At 37.8% G+C, this 21,796-nt stretch carries 20 protein-coding genes and 1 pseudogene; 17 read left to right on the top strand and 4 right to left on the bottom strand.

The window, feature by feature from the left end:
• The first annotated feature begins 1 nt into the window (after position 1).
• From QNH48_RS18645 to QNH48_RS18620, 6 genes are all read left to right on the top strand, one after another.
• Positions 2 to 1,057, top strand: coding sequence for a HupE/UreJ family protein (locus QNH48_RS18645; protein WP_283951518.1), 1,056 nt, complete (start codon positions 2 to 4; stop codon positions 1,055 to 1,057).
• A gap of 126 nt (positions 1,058 to 1,183) precedes the next feature.
• Positions 1,184 to 1,741, top strand: coding sequence for a cysteine hydrolase family protein (locus QNH48_RS18640; protein WP_283955817.1), 558 nt, complete (start codon positions 1,184 to 1,186; stop codon positions 1,739 to 1,741).
• Positions 1,742 to 1,854: 113 nt separating this feature from the next.
• Complete coding sequence (locus QNH48_RS18635; protein WP_283951517.1) at positions 1,855 to 2,889, top strand: serine hydrolase domain-containing protein; 1,035 nt, start codon at positions 1,855 to 1,857, stop codon at positions 2,887 to 2,889.
• Between the two features lie 328 nt (positions 2,890 to 3,217).
• Positions 3,218 to 3,391, top strand: coding sequence for a hypothetical protein (locus tag QNH48_RS18630; protein WP_283951516.1), 174 nt, complete (start codon positions 3,218 to 3,220; stop codon positions 3,389 to 3,391).
• Positions 3,392 to 3,410: 19 nt separating this feature from the next.
• Positions 3,411 to 3,941, top strand: a complete 531-nt coding sequence (locus QNH48_RS18625) for a cytochrome P460 family protein (protein WP_283951515.1) — start codon at positions 3,411 to 3,413, stop codon at positions 3,939 to 3,941.
• A gap of 76 nt (positions 3,942 to 4,017) precedes the next feature.
• Positions 4,018 to 4,692 carry a DUF4405 domain-containing protein gene (locus tag QNH48_RS18620; protein ID WP_283951514.1) on the top strand — a complete coding sequence of 225 codons (675 nt, stop codon included), beginning with the start codon at positions 4,018 to 4,020 and terminating at the stop codon, positions 4,690 to 4,692.
• 54 nt (positions 4,693 to 4,746) lie between these two features.
• On the opposite strand, the gene QNH48_RS18615 is transcribed toward QNH48_RS18620, so the two are convergent.
• Positions 4,747 to 5,664, bottom strand: a complete 918-nt coding sequence (locus QNH48_RS18615; RefSeq protein WP_283951513.1) for an AraC family transcriptional regulator — start codon at positions 5,662 to 5,664, stop codon at positions 4,747 to 4,749.
• 142 nt (positions 5,665 to 5,806) lie between these two features.
• On the opposite strand from QNH48_RS18615, the pseudogene QNH48_RS18610 reads away from it, so the two are divergent.
• Together QNH48_RS18610 and QNH48_RS18605 are read left to right on the top strand one after the other, a co-directional pair.
• A pseudogene (locus QNH48_RS18610) lies at positions 5,807 to 6,614 on the top strand (aldo/keto reductase).
• Between the two features lie 213 nt (positions 6,615 to 6,827).
• The gene (locus QNH48_RS18605) at positions 6,828 to 7,811 is read left to right on the top strand and encodes an aldo/keto reductase (protein WP_283951512.1); all 984 of its coding nucleotides are present in this window, start codon (positions 6,828 to 6,830) and stop codon (positions 7,809 to 7,811) included.
• A gap of 128 nt (positions 7,812 to 7,939) precedes the next feature.
• Here the strand turns inward: QNH48_RS18605 and QNH48_RS18600 are convergent, their stop codons facing one another.
• Positions 7,940 to 8,362 carry an SRPBCC family protein gene (locus QNH48_RS18600; RefSeq protein WP_283951511.1) on the bottom strand — a complete coding sequence of 141 codons (423 nt, stop codon included), beginning with the start codon at positions 8,360 to 8,362 and terminating at the stop codon, positions 7,940 to 7,942.
• Between the two features lie 374 nt (positions 8,363 to 8,736).
• Between QNH48_RS18600 and QNH48_RS18595 the strand changes: the two genes are divergently transcribed.
• The gene (locus tag QNH48_RS18595) at positions 8,737 to 9,987 is read left to right on the top strand and encodes an ATP-binding protein (RefSeq protein ID WP_283951510.1); all 1,251 of its coding nucleotides are present in this window, start codon (positions 8,737 to 8,739) and stop codon (positions 9,985 to 9,987) included.
• Between the two features lie 118 nt (positions 9,988 to 10,105).
• A complete protein-coding gene (locus QNH48_RS18590; RefSeq protein WP_283951509.1) occupies positions 10,106 to 10,264 on the top strand; it encodes a hypothetical protein in 159 nt (52 codons plus the stop codon).
• 152 nt (positions 10,265 to 10,416) lie between these two features.
• On the opposite strand, the gene QNH48_RS18585 is transcribed toward QNH48_RS18590, so the two are convergent.
• Entirely contained in the window at positions 10,417 to 11,838 is a 1,422-nt protein-coding gene (locus QNH48_RS18585; RefSeq protein ID WP_283951508.1) for a Na+/H+ antiporter NhaC family protein, read from the bottom strand.
• Positions 11,839 to 11,985: 147 nt separating this feature from the next.
• Here QNH48_RS18585 and QNH48_RS18580 point away from each other — a divergent pair, with 147 nt between their 5' ends.
• The 7 genes from QNH48_RS18580 (at position 11,986) to QNH48_RS18550 (ending at position 19,522) form a co-directional block, all read left to right on the top strand.
• A complete protein-coding gene (locus QNH48_RS18580) occupies positions 11,986 to 12,429 on the top strand; it encodes a MarR family winged helix-turn-helix transcriptional regulator (RefSeq protein ID WP_283951507.1) in 444 nt (147 codons plus the stop codon).
• A 52-nt stretch (positions 12,430 to 12,481) separates the two neighbouring features.
• Positions 12,482 to 13,249 carry a TerC family protein gene (locus QNH48_RS18575; RefSeq protein ID WP_283955816.1) on the top strand — a complete coding sequence of 256 codons (768 nt, stop codon included), beginning with the start codon at positions 12,482 to 12,484 and terminating at the stop codon, positions 13,247 to 13,249.
• Between the two features lie 220 nt (positions 13,250 to 13,469).
• Complete coding sequence (locus QNH48_RS18570; protein WP_283951506.1) at positions 13,470 to 14,021, top strand: RNA polymerase sigma factor; 552 nt, start codon at positions 13,470 to 13,472, stop codon at positions 14,019 to 14,021.
• Positions 14,008 to 14,754: a hypothetical protein gene (locus QNH48_RS18565; protein WP_283951505.1), complete on the top strand. Its 747-nt coding sequence runs from the start codon at positions 14,008 to 14,010 to the stop codon at positions 14,752 to 14,754. Before QNH48_RS18570 ends, QNH48_RS18565 begins: the two co-directional genes overlap by 14 nt.
• Before the next feature lie 338 nt (positions 14,755 to 15,092).
• On the top strand, positions 15,093 to 16,022 hold the full coding sequence (gene rarD, locus QNH48_RS18560) for an EamA family transporter RarD (RefSeq protein ID WP_283951504.1): 930 nt from the start codon (positions 15,093 to 15,095) through the stop codon (positions 16,020 to 16,022).
• 330 nt (positions 16,023 to 16,352) lie between these two features.
• Complete coding sequence (locus QNH48_RS18555; protein WP_283951503.1) at positions 16,353 to 17,909, top strand: class I adenylate-forming enzyme family protein; 1,557 nt, start codon at positions 16,353 to 16,355, stop codon at positions 17,907 to 17,909.
• Between the two features lie 38 nt (positions 17,910 to 17,947).
• Entirely contained in the window at positions 17,948 to 19,522 is a 1,575-nt protein-coding gene (locus tag QNH48_RS18550; RefSeq protein ID WP_283951502.1) for a class I adenylate-forming enzyme family protein, read from the top strand.
• A gap of 45 nt (positions 19,523 to 19,567) precedes the next feature.
• Here the strand turns inward: QNH48_RS18550 and QNH48_RS18545 are convergent, their stop codons facing one another.
• Positions 19,568 to 21,703, bottom strand: a complete 2,136-nt coding sequence (locus tag QNH48_RS18545) for a sigma-54-dependent Fis family transcriptional regulator (RefSeq protein ID WP_283951501.1) — start codon at positions 21,701 to 21,703, stop codon at positions 19,568 to 19,570.
• Positions 21,704 to 21,796: the final 93 nt, after the last annotated feature.

The raw sequence follows: 21,796 nt of genomic DNA, 5'->3' as shown, positions 1-21,796 counted from the left end.
TTTGAAAAAATTATGGTTGCCGTTTTTGCTTTTTTTGCTATTATTTAGTTCTTTATTTCTACCATCAGCATTTGCACATACTAATAACAGTGAAGGCTATTCAAATATAGAAGTAAAAGAGAAATCATTGGATTATGAATTGAAAGTTGATTTGGAAGAGCTAGGCCATGCCCTAGAGAAAGAAACCAATCAAAAGGATTTAATAGATAAAGAGATTGTCCAGACTTATGTCAATTCAAAGCTAAAGCTTTATGCAGATAGTGAAATGATTGAAGGAAATGTGGAAAAAACCGATATCGAAATGATTGAGGATACTCCGTTTGCGGTAATTGATTTATCTTATAATATTGAACATAAACCAGATAAAATAGTGGTTGAATATAATTTGTTCCTTGATGATTCTGACCCAAGCCATGCAAACTTTGCAGCCGTTACATTAGATGGCAAACAACAAGAAAAGATTCTTTCTTTCGAATCAAGGGAATTAGAGATTGGTGAAATCAGTTTCTGGCAGAATATGAAACAATTTATCGTTCTTGGTTTAGTACATATCTTCACAGGATATGACCATATCCTGTTTGTTATCAGTTTGCTTTTTGGTGCAAAAACGATTCGCCACAACCTAGCATTAGTTACTGCCTTTACACTTGCACATAGTATTACGCTTGCTCTTGCGACCTTTGAAATTGTTCTGCTGCCAGCTCGTTTGGTCGAGTCTGCCATTGCACTAAGTATTGTCTACGTAGCACTCATTAATATTTTTAATCCGGACTCCAAACATCAGCCTTGGCTTGCATTTGGTTTCGGACTGATTCATGGATTTGGCTTTGCAGGGATTCTATCAGAAATGAGATTAGACACTGCTCATATGGCTTCGTCTCTTCTATCATTTAATGTTGGTATCGAAATTGGTCAGTTATTAATCGTGTCAATCACGTTCCCAATTATTCTTTGGCTTAAAAAGTTAACTTTCAGGCCAGTAAAATGGGTGATTCCCGGCACTTCAGCAGCGATATTAGCCTTTGGATTAGTATGGTTTGTCCAAAGAGCTTTTTAAAAGGATAAGCACATTATTGGTAGACATTAGAATAGAAGGAGAAGTATGATTAACGAGTACACTAGTGGGGTGCAAAGCTATGAAGGACCTGAGCTAAATATTATTATGATGAGAGGGGATTTGCATATGAAACAAGCTTTACTCGTAATTGATGCACAGCAGGAATTAATAGAAGGAAATGAAAATGAGAGCAGTGTATTTAAAAAAGAGGAACTCTTGAATAATATAAACTTAGTAATTGAAAAGGCGAAAGAATCGGATGCATTAGTGACTTTTGTGAGAGATAAAGATGTGGCTGGCGGTGAAGGATTAGGGTTTCAAGTGCACCAAAAAATTAATATCCCTCCTACCTCAATGATATTTGATAAAAAAGCGACCAATTCATTTTATGGCACAGCATTGCTAGAGCACTTGAAAGACAATGAAATCGAACACCTTGTCATCATGGGATGTCAAACGGAATACTGTATTGATTCAGCAGTGAGAACCGCTACCATCTATGGTTTTGATGTAACGTTAGTAGATGATGGTCATTCTACAAAAGATTCATCCATTCTAACTGCTGAACAAATCATAGCTCATCATAATAAAACATTGCATGGGCATTATAATGTCGACAACTTTGCAGTTGTTCGAAAAAGTGAAGAAGACTTGTTTCAACCTATTCATAATAACTACAGATAAAAACGACAGTCCTGTCGCAATATGGTAAAATAAACCAACAAGTTGTAAGTAGATTTGTTGGTTTATTTTGTTGTATGGACATTTTAATTGTATTGAAATTTGGAGGACTGGTCATGACCATAAATTTAGATGAAATAGTTTCAAATATTCAAAGGAAGGTTGATTTCTCAGGTTCGGTATTTGTTGAAGATAAGGAAAAGGTATTAGTAGATAAAAGCTTTGGTTACGCGAACCGTTCAGATTATTTAGGAAATAATTCCGCTACCCGTTTTGGAATAGCATCTGGTTGTAAACTCTTCACGGCCATAGCAATTTGTCAACTTGTACAAGAGGGGAAAATCTCTTTTGATTCTAAATTGATCGATTGTCTTAATATTGATTTTAAACATTTTGATAATCATGTGACTGTCCATCATTTACTAACACATACTTCGGGAATACCCGATTATTTTGATGAGGATGTAATGGATAACTTTGAGGAGCTTTGGATTAAAAATCCTATGTATCATATAAGAAAGTTAAAAGACTTCTTACCAATGTTTCAAAATAATCCAATGAAGTCCCAAGTGGGAGAATCGTTTCACTATAATAATGCTGGTTATATTTTATTAGGATTAATTGTGGAACAGGTTAGTAAACTCGAATTCTCTGATTATGTTCAAAAACACATTTTCAATAAAGCTGATATGACGCAGTCTGGATATTTTTCATTTGACTCCCTTCCGCCAAATACAGCTTTAGGCTATATTGTTAATCCTGATGGAACTTGGAAAACAAACATTTATTCTTTACCTGTAAAAGGTGGGTCCGATGGCGGTGCATTTGTAACAGCTAATGATATGGCTAAACTTTGGAACGCACTTTTAAATCACCAGCTTTTAAATGAAACTTATACAAAAAAGCTCTTAACATTACATACACAAGTCAATGAAACTAGTTTCTATGGATATGGTATTTGGATAAAGAAAAAAACAGATAACAATATCTTAAAATACCATGTTATGGGATATGATCCTGGTGTGAGCTTTCATTCTTCTTATTATCCTGATTTATTAATTAAGGTTGTTGTTTGCTCCAATAAGTCGGATGGAGCATTTGAAATAATGAGTGCTATTGAACAGGAATTAACAATTGCAAACACCTTGTAATATATACAATTAGAAGTACTCAAATTAGCATACTTCCTTTTAATAAACAATCCACCTGATGGGAAGAACTCCAAATCTCCCATATTGAGCTGGAGTTCCTTCTTCTTGACACTGGGCACCACCACCATTTACTAACAATACTTCCCTTGAATTAATAGATTGCTAATTAATTATAGCTCCCTTAGGAGAGGATTAGGCATACATTTAAGAGGAATAGGATATTAGTTGCTTTTTTATTTGTGAGACAATAAGTAGGATTAGCGAATCCACCTAAAGCATGGTATTTATCATGGCTATATAGGAATCCAACTTGGAGGAGAAAAATGGTATGAAACGTCTATTATTTCATTCCCTTGCATTGATGATTCTAATTCTTACCGCTTGCAACAGCATTAATAACACAGATGGAGTTTCCCAACAGGAGCCATCAGTTGAAAGTTCCGAGCAGGCGTCTTCTGCGGCTGGCACTAGCATAGTCAAAGTTTCCCGAAAAATACGATAAGGGTGTACTCTACACGACTGTGACTCGTGGGAATACTTACGAAGAGCTGTACACCAGTCGTGAAGCAATCGAAGCCGTACAGAACGGGGAGCCAATCCCCAGCGGCACCGTTATCACCCTTGAAATTTATGAGGATGAAGAACTTGACCGAATCTTTGTGATGGAAAAGCGAAATGGCTGGGCTGAACAAAACCCGTCTGAAATACGTAACGGCGATTGGCAATACCAGGAGTTTACTGAAGAGGGGTCTGTGAACGAAGATGCGGACATCGGTCGTTGCTTTTCCTGCCACGCGAATGAGGAACGGGATGACTACGTTAACACACTAGATGAAATGAAGGATTTTGATTTAGATAATTATACTGGCTTTAATGAAGGAAATAATGAATCCAAAATCGCCGGTTTTCCGATTGATAAGTGGGAGGTAAAAGAGGTTGGCAATCATCTGAATGCTCAGAAGGATGAGCATGAGCTAATGGCAGACATGACAATGGAGGAAATGATCCAGAAGGCACTTTTTATGATTCATTTTTATAAGGAGAATCGCTAATGTCTTTCCTGCATAACAACTGAGACTAAACTAGGTTGTAAAAAAATAGAAAGAGGAGAACCTTTTGAATCTAATAATGGTAATCAGACTAGTTATTGATTTTTCTATGACTGTTCTCATGTTAGTCGCAATGGCTTACCATATTACTGGGAATGCAATCCATGAACTGATTGGAGTTTTCCTGCTGGTATTGTTTCTTGTCCACAATATTTTAAACCGGAGATGGTATAAGGCGATTTTTAAGGGTAAGCACAATGTCCGACGTATTCTAAGCTTAGCGGTCAATCTGCTTTTTCTTGTGTCCATAACTGTGGTGATGGTAAGCTCTGTACCTATATCCCAAGACATACTCCCATCTACTCCAATAAACAATGATATGGTTCTGCGACAGATACATGTTCTGACTTCTTACTGGGGATTTATCTTCATGGCTATACATATAGGATTGTCCTGGGGAACGATTCTCAATGCTGCGCGAAAAATGACTGGTATTACAAACCCAAGCATTATCCTGACAATTACGTTGCGCGTCATAGCTGTGTTGATTGTTGTTTATGGTGTCCAGGCATCTTTTGAGAGAGAGATAGTTTCCAAGCTTACTATATATAATCCATTTGGTTGGGGCTTTAATGGGTCCACTTCGGAATTTATATTAGATTATTTATCTATAATGGGTATTTATATCGCTGGTTCACATTATGCTCTGAAAATTGTTCAGAAGCAGGGAAAAGATAGAGCTAACTTAAGTTAATTCTGATACTTAAAACAAGGAGCAGCGGTCTAAATACACTGCTTCTTGTTTTATTCACGCGTTTATCCTTTGGTCATAGGATTCTTTCAGACGTTTTATATCCTCTTTAGGTGGTAAACCAAATAACCGCGAATATTCACGGCTGAATTGCGATGGACTTTCATAACCTACCCGGAATGCAACATCTGCAGCACCTGCTGCCTCAGTTAATAACAAATGCCGAGCTTCCTGTAGTCTCAGTTGTTTTTGGAACTGTATGGGGCTCATTGCGGTAACCTCTTTAAAAAGTCTATGAAGAGATGAAACACCCATATTGGCTATTTCCGCAAGTTCCTCCACCCGAATAGCCCGATCATAATTATTCATGATATGTTCGATTGCGTCACTGATCTGATAGGCAGAACTTCCTTCTACTGCAATTTGCCCCAGTACAGCACCGTGTCGCCCTTGTAGAACCCTATAGATGATTTCCTTTTTGATAAGAGGAGCAAGTATTGGGATATCTTCAGGATTGTCAAGTAAGCGAACAAATCTGGCTACCGCGTCCAACAGAGGTAACTCTATCAGGTTGACATACATCCCTCTCTTTGTATTTTCTTTTTTACTCACACCAATTTGAAAATCCCCTAAAACTTCTAAAATTTCATTAGGTGTAAACTCAATCTTAAGAGCTAGATAGGGGACCTCGGAAGAAGCCTCTGTTACTTGCCCGATAATTGGCAAGTTAACAGACGTAACAAGATAATCGGCAGGTCCGTACCTAAAGAGTTCCTGTGATAGCAGGACCTCCTTCATACCCTGAACGACGATGCACAAGGAAGGTTTATGAACACCGTAAAATGGTCCGGCTGCATCAGAGAAATGAGAGAAAAATAAGGACGGAATAACAGTCCCGTGACCCCCGTCCTGACCTGTATGATACTTAATGAGTTTGGCAAGTTCAGCCTGGTATTTATGTATTTGTTCAGACATATTGACCTCCTTGTTCTTTTCTTATATCTCAATTGTAATGCACTTTACTATGTTGCGAAAGTATGGTGAGAGGAATAGGCAATGATTTGATAGGAATTGGATATCAGTCGCATTATCACTTGTTGCATAATAATAAAGTACTATTACTGGCAAAGTGAATGATTCACAAGAATGTGAACAAGCGGTTTACGATGCTCTTATGGCAGGCTATCGTCTGATTGATACAGCTGCCTCTTATCTAAATGAAGAAGCGGTGGGCAGAGCCATTAAGCGTAGTGATGTACCAAGAGAGGAATTGTTCATTACAACAAAACTTTGGGTTCAGGATGCCGGTTATGAGAGCACAAAGATAGCATTCAGCATTCGCAAAATCACTGGATAGACTGCAATTGGATTATTTGGACTTGTATTTAATACATCAGCCATTTGGTGATGTTCACGGTTCTTGGCGTGCCATGGAGGAATTGTATCGCGAAGGTAAAATCAAGGCAATCGGGGTGAGTAACTTCCACCCAGACCGTTTGATCGATTTAATCATTCATAATGAAGTCATTCCTGCTGTTAACCAGGTTGAAACTCATCCTTTCAATCAGCAAATTGAAAGTGCGCAATTCATGAAAGAGAATAATGTACAAATACAATCTTGGGGACCTTTTGCTGAAGGTAAAAATAATATCTTCCAGAATGACGTGTTAGTTTCAATTGCGGAAAAGCATAATAAATCTGTTGCACAAGTGATTTTACGTTGGCTGACACAAAGAGGAGTTGTTTCTATTCCGAAATCAGTTCGTCAGGAAAGAATCATCGAAAACTTCAATATCTTTGACTTCGAGTTAAGCCAAGAAGGCATGGAAAAGATTTATACGTTAGACACGGAACAGAGCTTGTTCTTTTCGCACAGAGATCCTGAAATGGTGAAATGGATTGGTACAAGGAAACTCGATATTTAATTACACAATAAAGCTGTCCCAATTTTATATTGATGCATCTTTCTTTATTGTGAATCATTGTACGTAAGCTAGTGGGTAACTTAATACAAAAGGACTTGATAGAACTTCATTCTTAACACGGTCAAATTCTGTTCATTTAATAATTGATAGTGTTTTCTATCTGGTTATAATCGGAAATGGTTATCAATGTTTTGGAAAGTGAGGACAAATCAAATGGAATATGTGAAACTTGGAAATACGGGTTTGGACGTATCTCGGCTTTGCCTTGGTTGTATGGGGTTTGGTGTTGCGGAACGATGGGTCCATCCATGGGTAATTGATGAAGAGAGCAGCCGTCCAATTATAAAAAAAGCATTTGAGTTAGGAATTAATTTTTTTGACACAGCGAATGTATATGCAGATGGAACAAGCGAAGAAATTGTTGGAAGAGCTCTAAAGGATTTTGCCAATCGGGATGAAATTGTCCTTGCAACCAAAGTTTATTTCCCTATGCATGAAGGTCCAAATGGTAAAGGTCTTTCTCGAAAGCATATTATGAGTGAAATTGACAAGAGTCTTAAACGACTCGGAACAGATTATGTTGATCTGTATCAAATTCACCGCTGGGATAATAACACTCCTATCGAAGAGACAATGGAAGCATTGCATGATGTTGTGAAGGCAGGCAAGGTAAGATACATTGGTGCGTCTGCTATGTTTGCATGGCAGTTTCTAAAAGCGAACCATGTTGCAGAAAAAAATGGGTGGACCCGGTTTGTATCGATGCAAAATCATTTAAACCTTTTGTATCGTGAAGAGGAACGTGAAATGCTGCCGTTATGTAAGGAAGAAAAAATTGGTGTGATTCCCTATAGCCCGCTTGCTTCTGGGAGACTAACGCGAGATTGGTCGGAAGCAACGTATCGTTCCGAAACTGACCAAGTTCAGAGGTCTAAATACGATGCTACTGCTGATACGGACAGATTAATCGCAAAGCAGGTTGCGGAAATAGCCGAAAAACGTGGTGTACCTCGCGCTCAAATTGCACTTGCTTGGTTGTTGCAAAAGGAACCGGTAACAGCACCTATTATAGGAGCTACAAAAATATCACATCTTGAAGATGCCGTACCAGCACTTTCAATTAAGTTAACACCTGAAGAAATAGCATCACTAGAGGAACCATACGTACCGCACCCAGTAGTTGGCCCCATAGTTTAAGTCAACTTAATTTATACAAATAGGTTGTGGAAAGAACAAAAAAAGGACCGAGCAAATTAAGGGAGTCACTACCTTTCATTTGCCCGGTTCTAATACTAACCTTTTAAGTAATACGTTATTTCCTAATCTTATTTTGAGTTATTAATGTATTTTTTAAAATTATCTAAAATGGCCTGCCAGCCGGCTTCTTGCATCTCAATAGGATTGATGTTTTCAGCATCAAAAGTTTCAATTACCTTTGTTTCGTCTCCTTGACGAATAAAATTGATTGTAACTTTTCTTCCATCTTCTAAGGTATAAGCAATACCCTCATTTAATCTTACATCATCATAAACCCCACCAAAATCGAATCCAAAACTCCCATCTTTAGCTTCCATTCTTGAAAGAAATTTCCCGCCAACTTGCAAATCATTCTCAGCAATTGGGGTGTGCCAGTCTTCTGAAGCCGAGTTCCATTTTGTAATATGAGTTGGCTCTGTCCAATATTCCCAGACCTTTTCTACTGGTGCTTGGACCGTTGTTTCTACAGTTATTTTTTTTGATGTTTCCATTTCACTTTCCGCCTCTCTTAATACCAATATTTTTTATGCGATTTCTCTACAAAGAAGTCTGATAATATTGTAATTGAATTTAAAAGATTGTGCTATTCTAGTATGTTCAAAATCACTGATTTTTTGCGTTGAATGAGGCAAGAATCTATTTTCACGACGGTAGAACTTTCTTTAAATGAAAGGACCTTTAGAAAATTTCACAACGGAAATAGAACTTAAATGAAAAAAACAAAAGTCGACAAATTATGGTAATTTTAAAGTATAATGTGTAATGTAATAAATACAAAAGTAAAATGTTTGTAGAAAAGTCGAATACATAATGAACATGATTATGGCAGGATTCAGAAATCGAAGAGATGCGGAAGGAAAAGAAAATGAGTATAATAAAGGATTTTTTACTACAGCTTACCTTTATGTTAATTCCCATATTTACTTACTACACATTCATTACTGAAAGGGTTGAGGATGCTAAAAATAGAAAAGTAATAATGACCATTTTATGGGGATTATCTATAATAGCTTGCATGTCCTTTCCTGTGGTTTTTGGTCAAGATGCTCGTCTAGAGTTAAGAGTTATTCCTCTAATATTTGGTACGTTATATGGCGGATTTTGGCCAGGAGTCTTCCTATCAGCCCTTATCATCCTTTATCGGATTTCTTTTGGAATCGATATAGGTTTTTATAATACAGTTATTGTCTTAATGTTATCTCTGCCTTTAATAGTGTATTTTCAAAAATCGTTTGCAAGTTCGAAACAAGATATGAGGGTTAAAATTGCTGTGTGTCTTTCTTTTTCCTATTGTCTAATCGGTTTAACGTTTTTAGGAATTCTTAGAGGTTTTTCGAAAGAGTATCTTACAGTTCCGATTATTCATCTTATTTTTGCAACGGTTGTGACTTGGTGTTTCGCTATGTTAATTGAAGCTATCAGGGAGGTACACCAGCTGCGTTTGGAAATGCAAAAATCAGAGAAATTACGAGTTATAGGTGAGTTAACGAGTGTTTTCGCTCATGAGATTAGAAATCCGATGCAAGCGACTCGTGGCTTTCTGCAACTTCTGAACGAGCCTGATTTGCCAGAGAAAAAGAAGGAATATATCCAAATATCCCTTGAAGAACTAGACCGTGCAAATGAAATTATTAATGATTTTTTATCTTTTGGAAAACCATCTATTCATGATAAGGAAAGAATCAGCATAGGTTATCAGATACAACGTGTAGTAAATATTATTCAAAGCTACACCTTGAATTGTAATGTTGAGATTAAAACTGATATTCGAGATAACTGTTGGATTTATGCAAATCCTCAAAAATTGAACCAGTCTTTAATTAATATTTTGAAGAATGCGATAGAATCTATGCCGAATGGTGGAATGGTTTGGATTACATGTACTTCAACGGATGACGGATATATAAAAATTGTCATTAAGGATCAAGGAATTGGTATGACAAAAAAGCAAATTGATATGCTAGGATCTCCGTATTATTCCTTAAAAGAAAGTGGGACAGGACTGGGAATGATGGTGAGTTTTCAAATTATCCGTTCTTTCAAGGGTAAAATACAAGTAAATAGTGAAAAAGGTATTGGGACAAAATTTATTATTCTTTTACCCCAGATAACCTAAAGAATAGCTCAGTTAAGTGAACTGGGCTTTTATTGATTTGTTTCAGGATTAGAAAGATTAATTTTGCAGGAGATCTGTAAATAATAAGAGAGTGACACGATAATTAAGGAGGACTAGGATGCAACCTGATCCACAAGCTAAAAAGAATATAGGATCTATTATGAAGCCAGACTTTGCCGGAACTGACGCACAAAAGGTAAAACAACAAATCCAAAAAGATGTCAGCCAGGGACAAGGTGCAATGACTTCCCGAGAGGCAGGAGCTATGCAAGATTAATAAAACACGCTGAGTGGTTTACTTTCTGCTTCCAACAAAATTACGACCTAAGAAAAGTTAACCCGGCTTTTCTTAGGTCGTTTACTATTTATCACAGATTTGTATATATCGCGTAATTTTGTGTAGATATCTTGAACAAGTGTGTAGAAATATCAAATAAAGAAAGCAGCTGCAAGATAGAAAACGATTGAAATGACCCCTCCAATGACAGAAACCTTCAATTTATATCGTGCATACTCAACTATCGGCAGGTCCATAATGGAAGCGGTCGTAATGGTGGTATCTCCTAAAGGTGAGGCCAATGCCCCAAAGGCTCCACTGGCAAATACAGCACCTACAGTTAACGGGATGGAGGCACCAGTCGAGACCGCCAAACTAACACCCAATGGCATAAATAATCCCCATGTTCCCCACGAGGAACCAATAAAATAGCCCACAACAGACCCGAGCAGGAAGATTGTAGCTGGAGTTAACCAAGCTGGTAGGAATGCACCTAAGGTTGAACTAATAAAGGTAGAAAAACCCAGGTCCTCGGCTGAAAGGGTTAATGACCATATTAACACGAGCAGACTAATAGCCTCCATCATCTGATTCCCGCCATCATAAAAATGGTACAATAGCTCACTAAGATGTTGCCGTCTAATAATATAAAAAATGAATGAGAGGATAAGAGTGATAAAAACGGCTAATAGCATGACAAAGGTGGCATCTGCGATAGAAAAGGCATCGAATACGGTTTTAGCACCTTTACTTTTACCGTCCTGCCATAATAAGAACAAAGATAAACCTAACAGCAAAAAGACTGGCACAATTAAGTTCCACGGCTGAGCTTTTACCATCGAAAGTTCTTTTTTAATGCCAATCCGGTGAAATTCATGCTCTTCTTCTTCCATCTGCTCTTGAACACCTTTTACATTTGAATCCTTTTTACTAGGAATCCAAAAGGTTTGGATTAATCCAATGATTAGCGTGGAAATGGCAAAGAAATTAAACAGAATACTTAATAAGAATACCTCATAGGGCGACATTCCAAAATTCAAATCCCGGATACTGCCTTCCACTAAAGAAACCATGAACCCAACAAATGCAGTCGCGACTGGTAAGAGGACAATGACTGACTCAGTTGAAATGTCCATCGTCAGTCCGACTTTCTGCTTCGAGACATTCATTTTTTTCGCAAGCGATTTGACGACAGGTCCAATCATCATGATTCGAAACATCGGCATCATAAAGGTAAAAGGGAGGGTAAGCCAAATCAATCCAAGCAGCCCGCGTTCATTCTTTATCTTCGTCCCAACCCATTCTGAAAAACCTTTAATCCCTCCAGAAATGTTCATCATCCCCACAAGACCGCCAAATAAATAAAGGAATCCAATGATTTTTATGTTGGTTTCATCCGACAAAGTGGTCACCATATAAGTAACACTTTGAATGGTTCCATCTAATATATCCGAAGTAAATATCAAGGAGCCTACGAGAAGACCCACCACAAGACCAGGTAAGATATTTTTCAGCCAAATCGACATGGCTATTACAATTAGAAAGGGTACAAGAGAAAGCCAAGTATGTTCCAATGATATTCCTCCTATTACGGAATATCATTATTGTTTGAACTACTTCTAATAAATAATCATTAAAATACGAATTGATATTATTAAGTATATAATCTATTATATATATAAATCATATATAATATAGACTATAACTAATAGGGGGTAACCATGGATGTAATTGATGTTAAAAATATCCTTTGGAGCTATACCAGGCAAATAAATGAAAGAACAAGTAATTTAATTATCACTCTATGTGACCACCATGGGATTACCACATTGCAGGGGAGAATACTTTTAGAAATAGAGCAGCATGGTTCGCACACAATCGGCACCTTAGCCAGCCGCTTACATATAGCCGGAACCAATATTTCAACGATGTGCAAAAAACTCGAAGGTAAAGGCCATATTGTACGTGTAAGAGATGAAGGTGATGAGAGAGTGGTAAAAGTCGCTCTGTCAGAAAAGGGAAAAACTGTAGTAGATGAAATCAATCAAGAATTAATCGAGAAAATTTCAAATTCCATTCAAGGGGAAACAGAGCAATCGTTACACGAAATCATCAATGGTCTCAAAAAATTAAATACATTACTGGAAAAATTGAGCAGTGACTAAATGGTAATGAAGAAATGCATAATGAAAATACAGTGTGAAAATTAAAGGAGAAATGAAAATGTGGGAAGGAATTGTTTCGACATATACCTCAATGCTAGATTGGCATATGTGGGCGGAAGTGTTATCCTCACCAAAAGCTTGGGGGTTAATCCTTTCATTAGCCGTACTTGAATGTATATTGTCCGCGGATAATGCATTGGTATTGTCTGCATTTGTTAAGCCACTACCTAAAGAGCAGCAAAAGAAAGCCCTAGTATATGGACTTTGGGGAGCTTATCTATTCCGATTTATCTTCATCGGCTTGGGAACGTTTTTAATTAAATTATGGTGGATTAAATTAATTGGAGCTCTATACTTGTTGTGGCTTGCGGTTATATTCTTTAAAGACAAGCTACTGCACAAAGAGGCAGGAGAAGGGGAAGGACAAGTTCAACCAAAAGGCTGGTTAGTGAAAACATTTGGGTTCTTCTGGGCAACCGTTATCTCAGTAGAGCTTATGGACTTAGCCTTTTCGGTGGATAGTATCTTAACAGCACTCGCTGTATCTGAAGAAGTTTGGGTCATCTTACTTGGCGGGATGATTGGGATTCTACTCATGAGGGGTGTGGCAACCTTTTTCATTGCCTTAATGGACAGGGTGCCTGAGCTCGAAACAACTGCCTACATTTTGATCACCTTTATTGCAATTAAAATGGGATTAACGCTGGTGGATATTCACATTGCAAATGAAATTTTTATCGGTTTCTTGGTTTTATCATTTGTTGTGACATTCATTATCCACTATATTCGCAAATCGAGAGCAGAAAAATACTCTCATTAAAGATAAAGTTGTCAACGGAAAAATGCTGCAGCTAATTTTTACGAGAAAAGACATATGATATGTGTTATCTAAGGGTTACCTATAAAGGATTATTGAACGGAGCTTGGTATTTCAAGCTCTTTTTTTTGCTCCTAAAGAGGGTGTTAGTATTGGTGGTAATAAATCTTTAATAATATTTTTGTGAAAAGTGACATAAATGTTCCACTGTTTCGACTAATTTATGAGTATAAAAAATTGGGGGAAAAATGGAGTTGACCAGCGGATGAATAGCAACATAATTTCTGAGTGGTATTACTTGTATAACAAAGATATATACCATTTTTTAGTATATTACATTGGGTCAAGTGACGTAGAAGATCTGGTGCAGGATGTTTTTATCCGAGCTATTAAAGGTTTTGATACTTATCAGCATAAAGCAAGTCCTAAAACCTGGCTAATTTCAATTGCACGTCATGTGGGGATAGATGAAATAAGAAAAAGGAAGCGTGTAAGGATGAAACAAATGATTTGGTTCCGAGATGAGCAAAGTGATATGGAGACACCGGAGAAGATTCTCCAACTCAATGAAAATAACAAAATGCTTTATCAGGCAATACAATCACTAAAAGCAAATTATCGAGATGTGATCATCCTTAGAGGCATTAAAGAACTTTCTGTTTCTGAAACGGCCTCCATACTAAATTGGAATGAAAATAAGGTTCGATCTACCTACCATCGTGCGTTAAAATCACTTCAAAAAAGTACAGGAGGATTTTCTCATGAAAAAGAATGAGAGGTTTGATGATTTAGAGAAAAAAATTCGATCGTTACCAGAACCTGATTACGATAAAAAGTTTACGAAAGAAACCCAAGATATCATACATGAAAATCTAATACAATTTGCAAGTTCATATGATAAGAAGAAAAAAAGAATGGTAATAATGAAAAAGATTTCATTAGGTTTAGCAGGTATTGCTGCATTCGTGCTATTCGCTATTCTTACGCTTCCGATAGTAGGTCTCGATTTAAATCAACAAGGGCAACAAGGTACAGGAGAAACTACAGTAGATATAAACAATGATAAAGAGGATATAGATAATGAAACGGTAGAAAACCTTTATGAAAATGCAGAATATGGATTTACTTTTACGTTACCAAAAAGTTGGGAGGGCTATCAGATTGTATCGGATTCTTGGGAAGGTATAACTACAGATCAACAACAAATGGAAAGTGGTCCAATCCTATTAATAAGACATCCTGAATGGACGGAGTCTAAACCAAGACAAGATATTCCGATTATGATTTTTTCTCTTGAACAATGGTCCTCACTTGAAAAGGGGGAATTTCATATTGGTGCTGCACCGGTTGGTCCAACAATGCTGGGCCAAAATAATGAATATGTTTTCGCACTTCCAGCAAGATATAACTTTGCTTTTCTAGAGGGGTATGAAGAAGTAGAAACTATTTTAGAAAACAATCCACTTCAACCGAAAAATGTGGAGAAAGATACATCCAAAAAGGATTAATGAATAAAGTAAGGAATATTCAAACAAATAAATTGGTAAAAACAATTCACCAAACTTAAAATCAAAGGAGCGTTCCTGCATAAAGCAGGAACGCTCCTTTGATTTTAAGGGGAAATATTGAATTAAACCATCCAATTACAGCTTTCAATTGATTGTACAAATTATGTATTTGTTGGTAAAAAACATTCTCATAAAGTTTAACATGAGGATACTTCCTGTTAATGTAAATTTAAAGTGTAATAATCCTAGTATAAAAAAAATAGTGTGATATAATTACATATGTTTTTTAAGAGCGTGTTTAACAACTTCGATAATACTGAAATAAGGTGAAAAAAGATATGGAACGTGAACATACAAAAGGAATTTACTATACGGCCGGTGCATATATATTTTGGGGAGTTTTACCTATCTATTGGAAATTTATAGATCAAGTTACAGCGCTTGAAATTTTGGCTCATCGAGTCATTTGGTCGTTTATTTTCGTATTACTGATAGTAGGCATTTTGAAGCGAAAACTATTAAAAAACTTTTTTCAAGTTCAAATGAGGCAGAAGAAAACATGGTTTGGACTGTTCCTTGCTTCTCTATTAATTAGTATTAACTGGTTCGTTTATATATTTGCAGTGAATACAAACCACATCGTGGAGGCAAGTTTAGGCTACTTTATCAACCCGCTTGTCGCTGTATTGTTAGGGGTTTTTGTCTTAGGTGAAAAGATGAATAGGTGGCAGGCAGTCTCATTTGCGGTAGCCGGAATCGGTGTAGTCTATATGACGCTGTCGCTTGGAACTTTCCCATGGATTGCTATAATATTAGCTATATCCTTTGGTTTTTATGGGCTGTCAAAAAAACTAATAAAAGTAGATTCCATTTTAGGCTTGTTACTGGAAACATTGTTTATAGTACCGTTTGCTTTATTGTTTTTAGCTTATTTAGGTATAAATGGTCAGCATAGCTTTGCGACAGGGTCTCTTAAAGTTGATTTATTATTACTAGGATCAGGAATCGCTACAGCCTTGCCGCTATTATGGTTTGGTATCGGGGCACAAAAGATTCCACTTTACCTCGTGGGCTTCCTACAATATTTTGCTCCGACTATTAGTTTACTACTTGGAGTACTTATATATGGGGAGTCATTTACGAAGGACCATGCTGTTACTTTTTCATGCATCTGGATTGCTTTAGTAATCTTTAGTATTTCCAATATTCGTCAGATGGTAAAAAAGAGAAAAGTGTCAACAGTATCCGCAACTACAAAGAGCGCTTAAAAAGGTGACCCATGGGTCGCCTTTTTTTATTATGTGCCCAGCATCAAACTGTTTACCTCTCTGAACATCTGTCCTTTTTTCTTAACACATGTACATCCGTACAGTGTGTCATTTTCTTTTTCAAAGCCATTTAACAACATGGGTAATTTGGTATGTTTCTTGCATTTCATTTTGTAGAGCCCAATTCCCAAACTAAGAATGGAAGTGATTCCAAAGGGTGGAAATAGCAAGAGAGTTCTTATTCCGCAATATGTCAGGAGCGGTGTGGAGGTGAGTAGAAAAATAGGAATGAGTTTTGTGTACAAATATTTCTTTAGGGGTGAAGAATGAGTGAGTGAAATTTCAATCTTAAATCGTGTGGCAATTGGTGATATTGTTCGAAGGACAGCTGCTAAAAATCCTAATAAAACAGCGGTTATTTCTGGTGACAGAAGAATTACCTATAAAGAGTTTAATAACGATTGCAACCGCTTTGCCCACTACTTGTTAGACCTTGGATTGGAAAAAGGAGAGAGTGTAGCTACCATCTGTGGAAATTCTTGGCAGTTCTTAGTAGCAATTTTTGGGATTGCGAAGACCGGTCTAGTTTGGGTTCCGATTAATCCTGGTGTTTCCTTTAATGAAAAGGCCTATATTCTTTCAGAAGTTCAGGCGAAGGTACTGCTTTGTGATGAGATGTTTTTACAGGGTAAAAAAGAAGAATTATTAAGCATTTGTCCTGAATTAATCGTGATTGGAAATGGTGCGCTGGAGGCCGAAAAATTTGAAAATAAACTTCACTCCAAACAAACATTAGAACCAGAAGTAAAAGTAGCTGACCGAGATATTGCACAGATCATGTTTACGAGTGGCACCACCGGAACACCTAAAGGAGTGCTGATTAACCATCAAGCGGTGTTCATTGCCAGTCTTGCCAATATTATTGAAGCCGGAATGGTGAAGGATGACATTGCAACACTCATGATGCCTGCTTTCCATTGTGCACAGCATACGCTCGTGGCCTCCTTCTTCCATCTCGGTGCTACGGTTGCCATTATTCAAGGGTTCGAACCGGAAGCATTTATGAAAACGGTGGAAAGAGAAAAGATTACCTGGATGTTTGGTTTGCCGATGATGTATAGAGCGTTTCTTTATCATCCTTCCTTTAAAAAATATAATCTATCAAGTTTGCGCTATTGTTTATATGCAATGGCTCCAATGGACCGGAAAACGCTAGAAAAAGGAATAAATGAACTTGGCTGTGAATTTGCACTTGGCTCGGGGCAAACCGAAATGTACCCGGCAACCTGTGTTTTCAAACCAGAGGATCAATTAAGGAAGTCTGGTCCCTATTGGGGAACGCCGTCATTGATTACGGATGTCGCCATTATGGATGAAAACGGGAATCTGCTTGGCAAAGGGGAAGTCGGTGAAATCGTTCATCGCGGCCCGAATGTCATGGTTGGATATCTCAATAATTTAGAAGAAACGAATCGCGCAAGACAACATGGCTGGCACCATACAGGGGATTTAGGATACCTTGATGAGGATGGGCTAATCGTGTTTGTCGACAGAAAGAAGGACATGATTAAGACAGGTGGGGAAAATGTTGCTTCCATTCAAATAGAGCAGGTCCTGTTGTCCTATAACAAAGTGTTAAATGCTGTTGCAGTTGGACTTCCACATGAGCGCTGGATTGAGGCGGTAACGGCCTTTGTTGTCCTAAAGCCAGGAGAGGAAGCCACGAAGGAAGACATTCTTGCATACTGCAAAGAACATCTTGGTTCATTCCAAGTGCCAAAAGAATTGTTAATTGTAACTGAACTTCCAATGACCACCACTGGTAAAATTCAAAAGCACGTCCTAAGAGAAAAATACCAAAGTTTATATTCTAATAATCCGGTTTAAAGATTACTTTTTCTTAAAAAATTGGGAGGTGTTAGAGTTTGCTTGATTGGATTGTTCATAGAGCCTTAACAAGAGCTGTATCTCAATATCCTAATAAGCCATTTTTAATCTGTGAGAACAAAAAAGTTACCTTTGAGGAGCTAGATGAAATTACAGATGTGCTGGCGTCTGCACTGTTGGAAGAAGGATTTAGGAGAGGAGACAACCTTGCGATCCTGGCTTTGAACCAGTTAGAGTGGCTTTACAGCTATTTTGCGGCAGCGAAAATTGGTGTCGGGGTTGTTGCCTTAAATCCTCGCTATCGTGAGACAGAATTAGAATATATGCTGAACAATTCAAAAGCGAAGGGAATTGTTTCCCTTTCAGAGTATCAGGGATTTGATTTTTCTGGATTTTTCCAACGTTTTCGTGATAAAGTCCCTAACCTGGAAAAGTATATTTTTATTAAAAAAGGTTTTGAGGGTAGTCTGCAGTTAGATGATCTATTAAAGTATGAAGGTAATAAAAACAGTCTGGATCAATATAAGCTAGATGTCAAAGAAGATGATACGGCAATCGTCATTTATACATCTGGTACAACTGGAAAGCCAAAAGGTACCTTGATTACAAATCGAAGTATTCTAGAGTCTGCAATGGCCCAGGCTGACCACTTATCCCTTGGGGAAAATGACTGTACCGTAGGTAGTCTGCCACTTAATCATGTCGGCGGAATTACCTGTGCCGTTCATGCGCTATTGGTGAAGTTTGGCAGCATTGTATTAGTACCGGAATTTATACCAGAAATGGTACTGCAAGTTATCGACCGAGTAAAACCAACTATGTTTGGCGGAGTCCCAACTATGTATCTCATGCTGTGCAATCATAAAGATATCGATAAATATGACCTGAGTTCTATAAAAATAGGGATTGTTGGTGGTTCCAATGTCGACCGCAGTCAGTGTGAGTTGATTGATAGACACTTCCCGAATGCTAGAATCGTAAATTTATATGGTCTTAGTGAAACATCTGGTGCGTGTATTATGACGAGGCTGACAGATTCTGTTGAAAGAGTTCAGGAAAGCATTGGTGTTCCAATAGGTGATTTTAAGATGAAAATTGTCGATAGTGAACAAAAGGAGCTTCCGCACGGTGAAGTCGGTGAACTGGCTGTTAAAGGGAATTGCAGGGCCAAAGGATATTTTGGACTTGAGGAAGAAACGAAATTAACCTTTTCACATGACGGCTGGCTGTACACCGGTGATATGGGGTATCTAGACCATGAGGGGTATTTGTTTTTGAAAGGCCGTAAGAAGGAGATGTATATCCAGGGTGGATATAATGTGTATCCTGTCGAGGTTGAAAGCATTCTTATGTCGCACCCGAAGGTTTCCTTTGCTGCAGGAATTGGGGTGCCCGATCTATTCCTAGGCGAAGTGGGTCTGTACTATATTATTCCAAAAGAGGGTGCAGTGATTTCAGAAGAAGAAGTGAAAGTGTTCTCCAAACAGCATTTAGCGGATTATAAAGTACCGAAGCTAATAATATTTACAAAGAATCTCCCTCAGACACCAGCGGGGAAGATACAAAAATCTGCTTTAAAGGAGCAATATTTAAAACAGCTGCCAGCTAAATAGATAAAAAACAACCATATGGGGCATATTCCCATATGGTTGTTAGCTTTAAGAGGAAGAGAATTTAACCTCTAATTCTTCCATAATATGATACTTCTTTATTTTTTGATAAAGAGTGGTCCTGCTAATTCCCAGTAATTCTGCCGTTTTGGAGCGGTTTCCCTGGCAGGCAAGTAATGCCTGCAAGACCACCTGTTTTTCAGTATGGTTAATCGATTGTTTGCGGTTAATTACAGTAGTGGGCTCTGCTATTTTAGGCGGAATAGAAACGGGTGCTTGAAGTAAGTTCAGTTCCCTCGGCAGGTGCTCCATTTCAATCCAGTGCGTCTGACTAAAATGAAACGCACGTTCCAAAACATTTTCTAATTGTCTAATATTACCTGGCCAATGGTACTGTTGGAAGCTTCGAAGCACTTGCGGTGCAACACCAATGATATTTTTATTGGTTTTCTTATTAACTTTTTGAATAAAATGATTGCACAGTAATGGAATATCATCAAGCCGCTCTCTCAACGGGGGAATGTGTAATTGAATCACGTGAATACGGTAATAGAGATCCTCCCTGAATTTTCCTTGGTTTACCAGCTGTATTAAATCTTTATTGGTTGCCGAAATAATTCGTACATTTACTTTTGTGGTTTTAGTAGCACCAATTCTTTCAAACTCTTGTTCTTGCAGAACTCGTAATAGTTTAACCTGTAAGGAAGCTGGCATATCACCGATTTCATCGAGGAAGAGTGTTCCATTATTGGCTAATTCAAATTTCCCTGGTTTCCCTCCTTTTTTCGCCCCCGTAAACGCTCCATCCGCATAACCGAAGAATTCGGATTCTAATAATTCTTCCGGAATCGCGCCGCAATTGACTTTAATAAAAGCTCCCTCCCGACCCGATTCATTATGGATGCCTTCGGCAAAAAGCTCTTTACCGGTGCCGCTTTCACCTGTAATGATGACATTGGAAAAAGATTTAGCGGCAATGACCGCATCCTGTTTGAATTTTTCCATTTGAGGATTTTGAGAAATGACATGAGCAAAAGGATGGGTATCTTTCGAAATCCTATATAATTCTCCGCGATAGTAAGAAATCTCACTTTCTAATTTATCCATATGTAGGAGGATATCCTTCCAAGCATCCAGCTGGCGGAAAATGATTTTGATAATCGCACCGAGCCTTTGTCCATCTTGATAAATGGGCATTTGGGCAACAATGCATTTTTGATTATGAATAGGGATTAGTTCTCCCTCCATTTTTTGATCGAACTCCAAACTAAGCTGAGAAGGAATCTGCGGTGCGATTTTTGTAATGTGCTGACCAAGTACCTCATCCTGATGTTGAATATGAAAGAGTTCCATGAATCCATGATTAACCATTGTAATGTGTCCGGCCTTATCCATAACAGCGACCCCATCATAGGCCAATTCAAGGGCACTATCTAGAATTTTCTTTAATTGTTTCGTTGTTTCTAATTCATTTGCAATGTTTTCATAGGAGGTAACATCTCGTAAAACCACCATGGCACCGGAGACACGATTGATTTCCCTAATCGGGATAAACGAAGCAATGTTTGTAATGTTATTAAAACTAATTCTTTTGGCGTCCTGAATCGTTCCCGTTTTCAATGTTTCAATCAACCATCTTCTAAAAGGCGGAAGAAATCGATCAATTGGTGCGTTTAATAAATGTTTGCCATTTAATTGGAGTAGATCAAGCGCCGTTTGATTAAAGGTAGTGATTTTGAGATTAGAATCCACTGTGATGACAGCATCCTGAAGGTTTTCAATCAGTGACTTCATTCGGTTAATCGTATCCTCCAACACGGCCATATGGGAGTTGACCAGGTCAGACTTTGTCATAATGCCGAAGACCTCTTGATGATGGTCAAGAACGACTGCATGACTGACATTCCCTTTCAACATGATGTCTCTTGCTTCAAGGAGGGACTGATCTTTATGAATAGTGATAACGCTTTCATTTATGAGTGGTCTGATAGGGTCATCAATGGATGTGTTCTGAAGCATTGCCCGATAGATGGAGTTTTTGTGGATGATTCCTGTAAGTTTTTTGTTTTCTGTAATACAGCCGATGTCAACACGATGTTCAAGGAAAGCAGAGATGGCTTCACGGATTGTGCTTTTCAGGGATAAATTGACGAAATTAATGGTAGTAAAACTCCTAACCTTCAAATATTCCCACCTCAGTATTCAGAAAATTTATACAACTCATATTATAACGACGGTTTCCAGATATTACAATCTATTACTGTTAACTTCTTTAAA

It is taken from the genome of Neobacillus sp. YX16 (assembly GCF_030123505.1).
In the GTDB taxonomy this organism is placed as follows: domain Bacteria; phylum Bacillota; class Bacilli; order Bacillales; family Cytobacillaceae; genus Neobacillus.
The sequence above is the reverse complement of the archived record's forward strand: the minus strand, read 5'-3'. Positions and strand labels throughout refer to the sequence as shown.

Bases quoted from the DNA above. Each gene is read 5' to 3' on its own strand.
- QNH48_RS18640 (WP_283955817.1), top strand. From the start codon at position 1,184: ATGAAACAAGCTTTACTCGTAATTGATGCACAGCAGGAATTAATAGAA.
- QNH48_RS18635 (WP_283951517.1), top strand. From the start codon at position 1,855: ATGACCATAAATTTAGATGAAATAGTTTCAAATATTCAAAGGAAGGTT.
- QNH48_RS18630 (WP_283951516.1), top strand. From the start codon at position 3,218: ATGAAACGTCTATTATTTCATTCCCTTGCATTGATGATTCTAATTCTT.
- QNH48_RS18620 (WP_283951514.1), top strand. From the start codon at position 4,018: ATGGTAATCAGACTAGTTATTGATTTTTCTATGACTGTTCTCATGTTA.
- QNH48_RS18615 (WP_283951513.1), bottom strand. From the start codon at position 5,664: ATGTCTGAACAAATACATAAATACCAGGCTGAACTTGCCAAACTCATT.
- QNH48_RS18605 (WP_283951512.1), top strand. From the start codon at position 6,828: ATGGAATATGTGAAACTTGGAAATACGGGTTTGGACGTATCTCGGCTT.
- QNH48_RS18600 (WP_283951511.1), bottom strand. From the start codon at position 8,362: ATGGAAACATCAAAAAAAATAACTGTAGAAACAACGGTCCAAGCACCA.
- QNH48_RS18595 (WP_283951510.1), top strand. From the start codon at position 8,737: ATGAGTATAATAAAGGATTTTTTACTACAGCTTACCTTTATGTTAATT.
- QNH48_RS18590 (WP_283951509.1), top strand. From the start codon at position 10,106: ATGCAACCTGATCCACAAGCTAAAAAGAATATAGGATCTATTATGAAG.
- QNH48_RS18580 (WP_283951507.1), top strand. From the start codon at position 11,986: ATGGATGTAATTGATGTTAAAAATATCCTTTGGAGCTATACCAGGCAA.
- QNH48_RS18575 (WP_283955816.1), top strand. From the start codon at position 12,482: ATGAAAATGTGGGAAGGAATTGTTTCGACATATACCTCAATGCTAGAT.
- QNH48_RS18570 (WP_283951506.1), top strand. From the start codon at position 13,470: ATGAGTATAAAAAATTGGGGGAAAAATGGAGTTGACCAGCGGATGAAT.
- QNH48_RS18565 (WP_283951505.1), top strand. From the start codon at position 14,008: ATGAAAAAGAATGAGAGGTTTGATGATTTAGAGAAAAAAATTCGATCG.
- rarD (WP_283951504.1), top strand. From the start codon at position 15,093: ATGGAACGTGAACATACAAAAGGAATTTACTATACGGCCGGTGCATAT.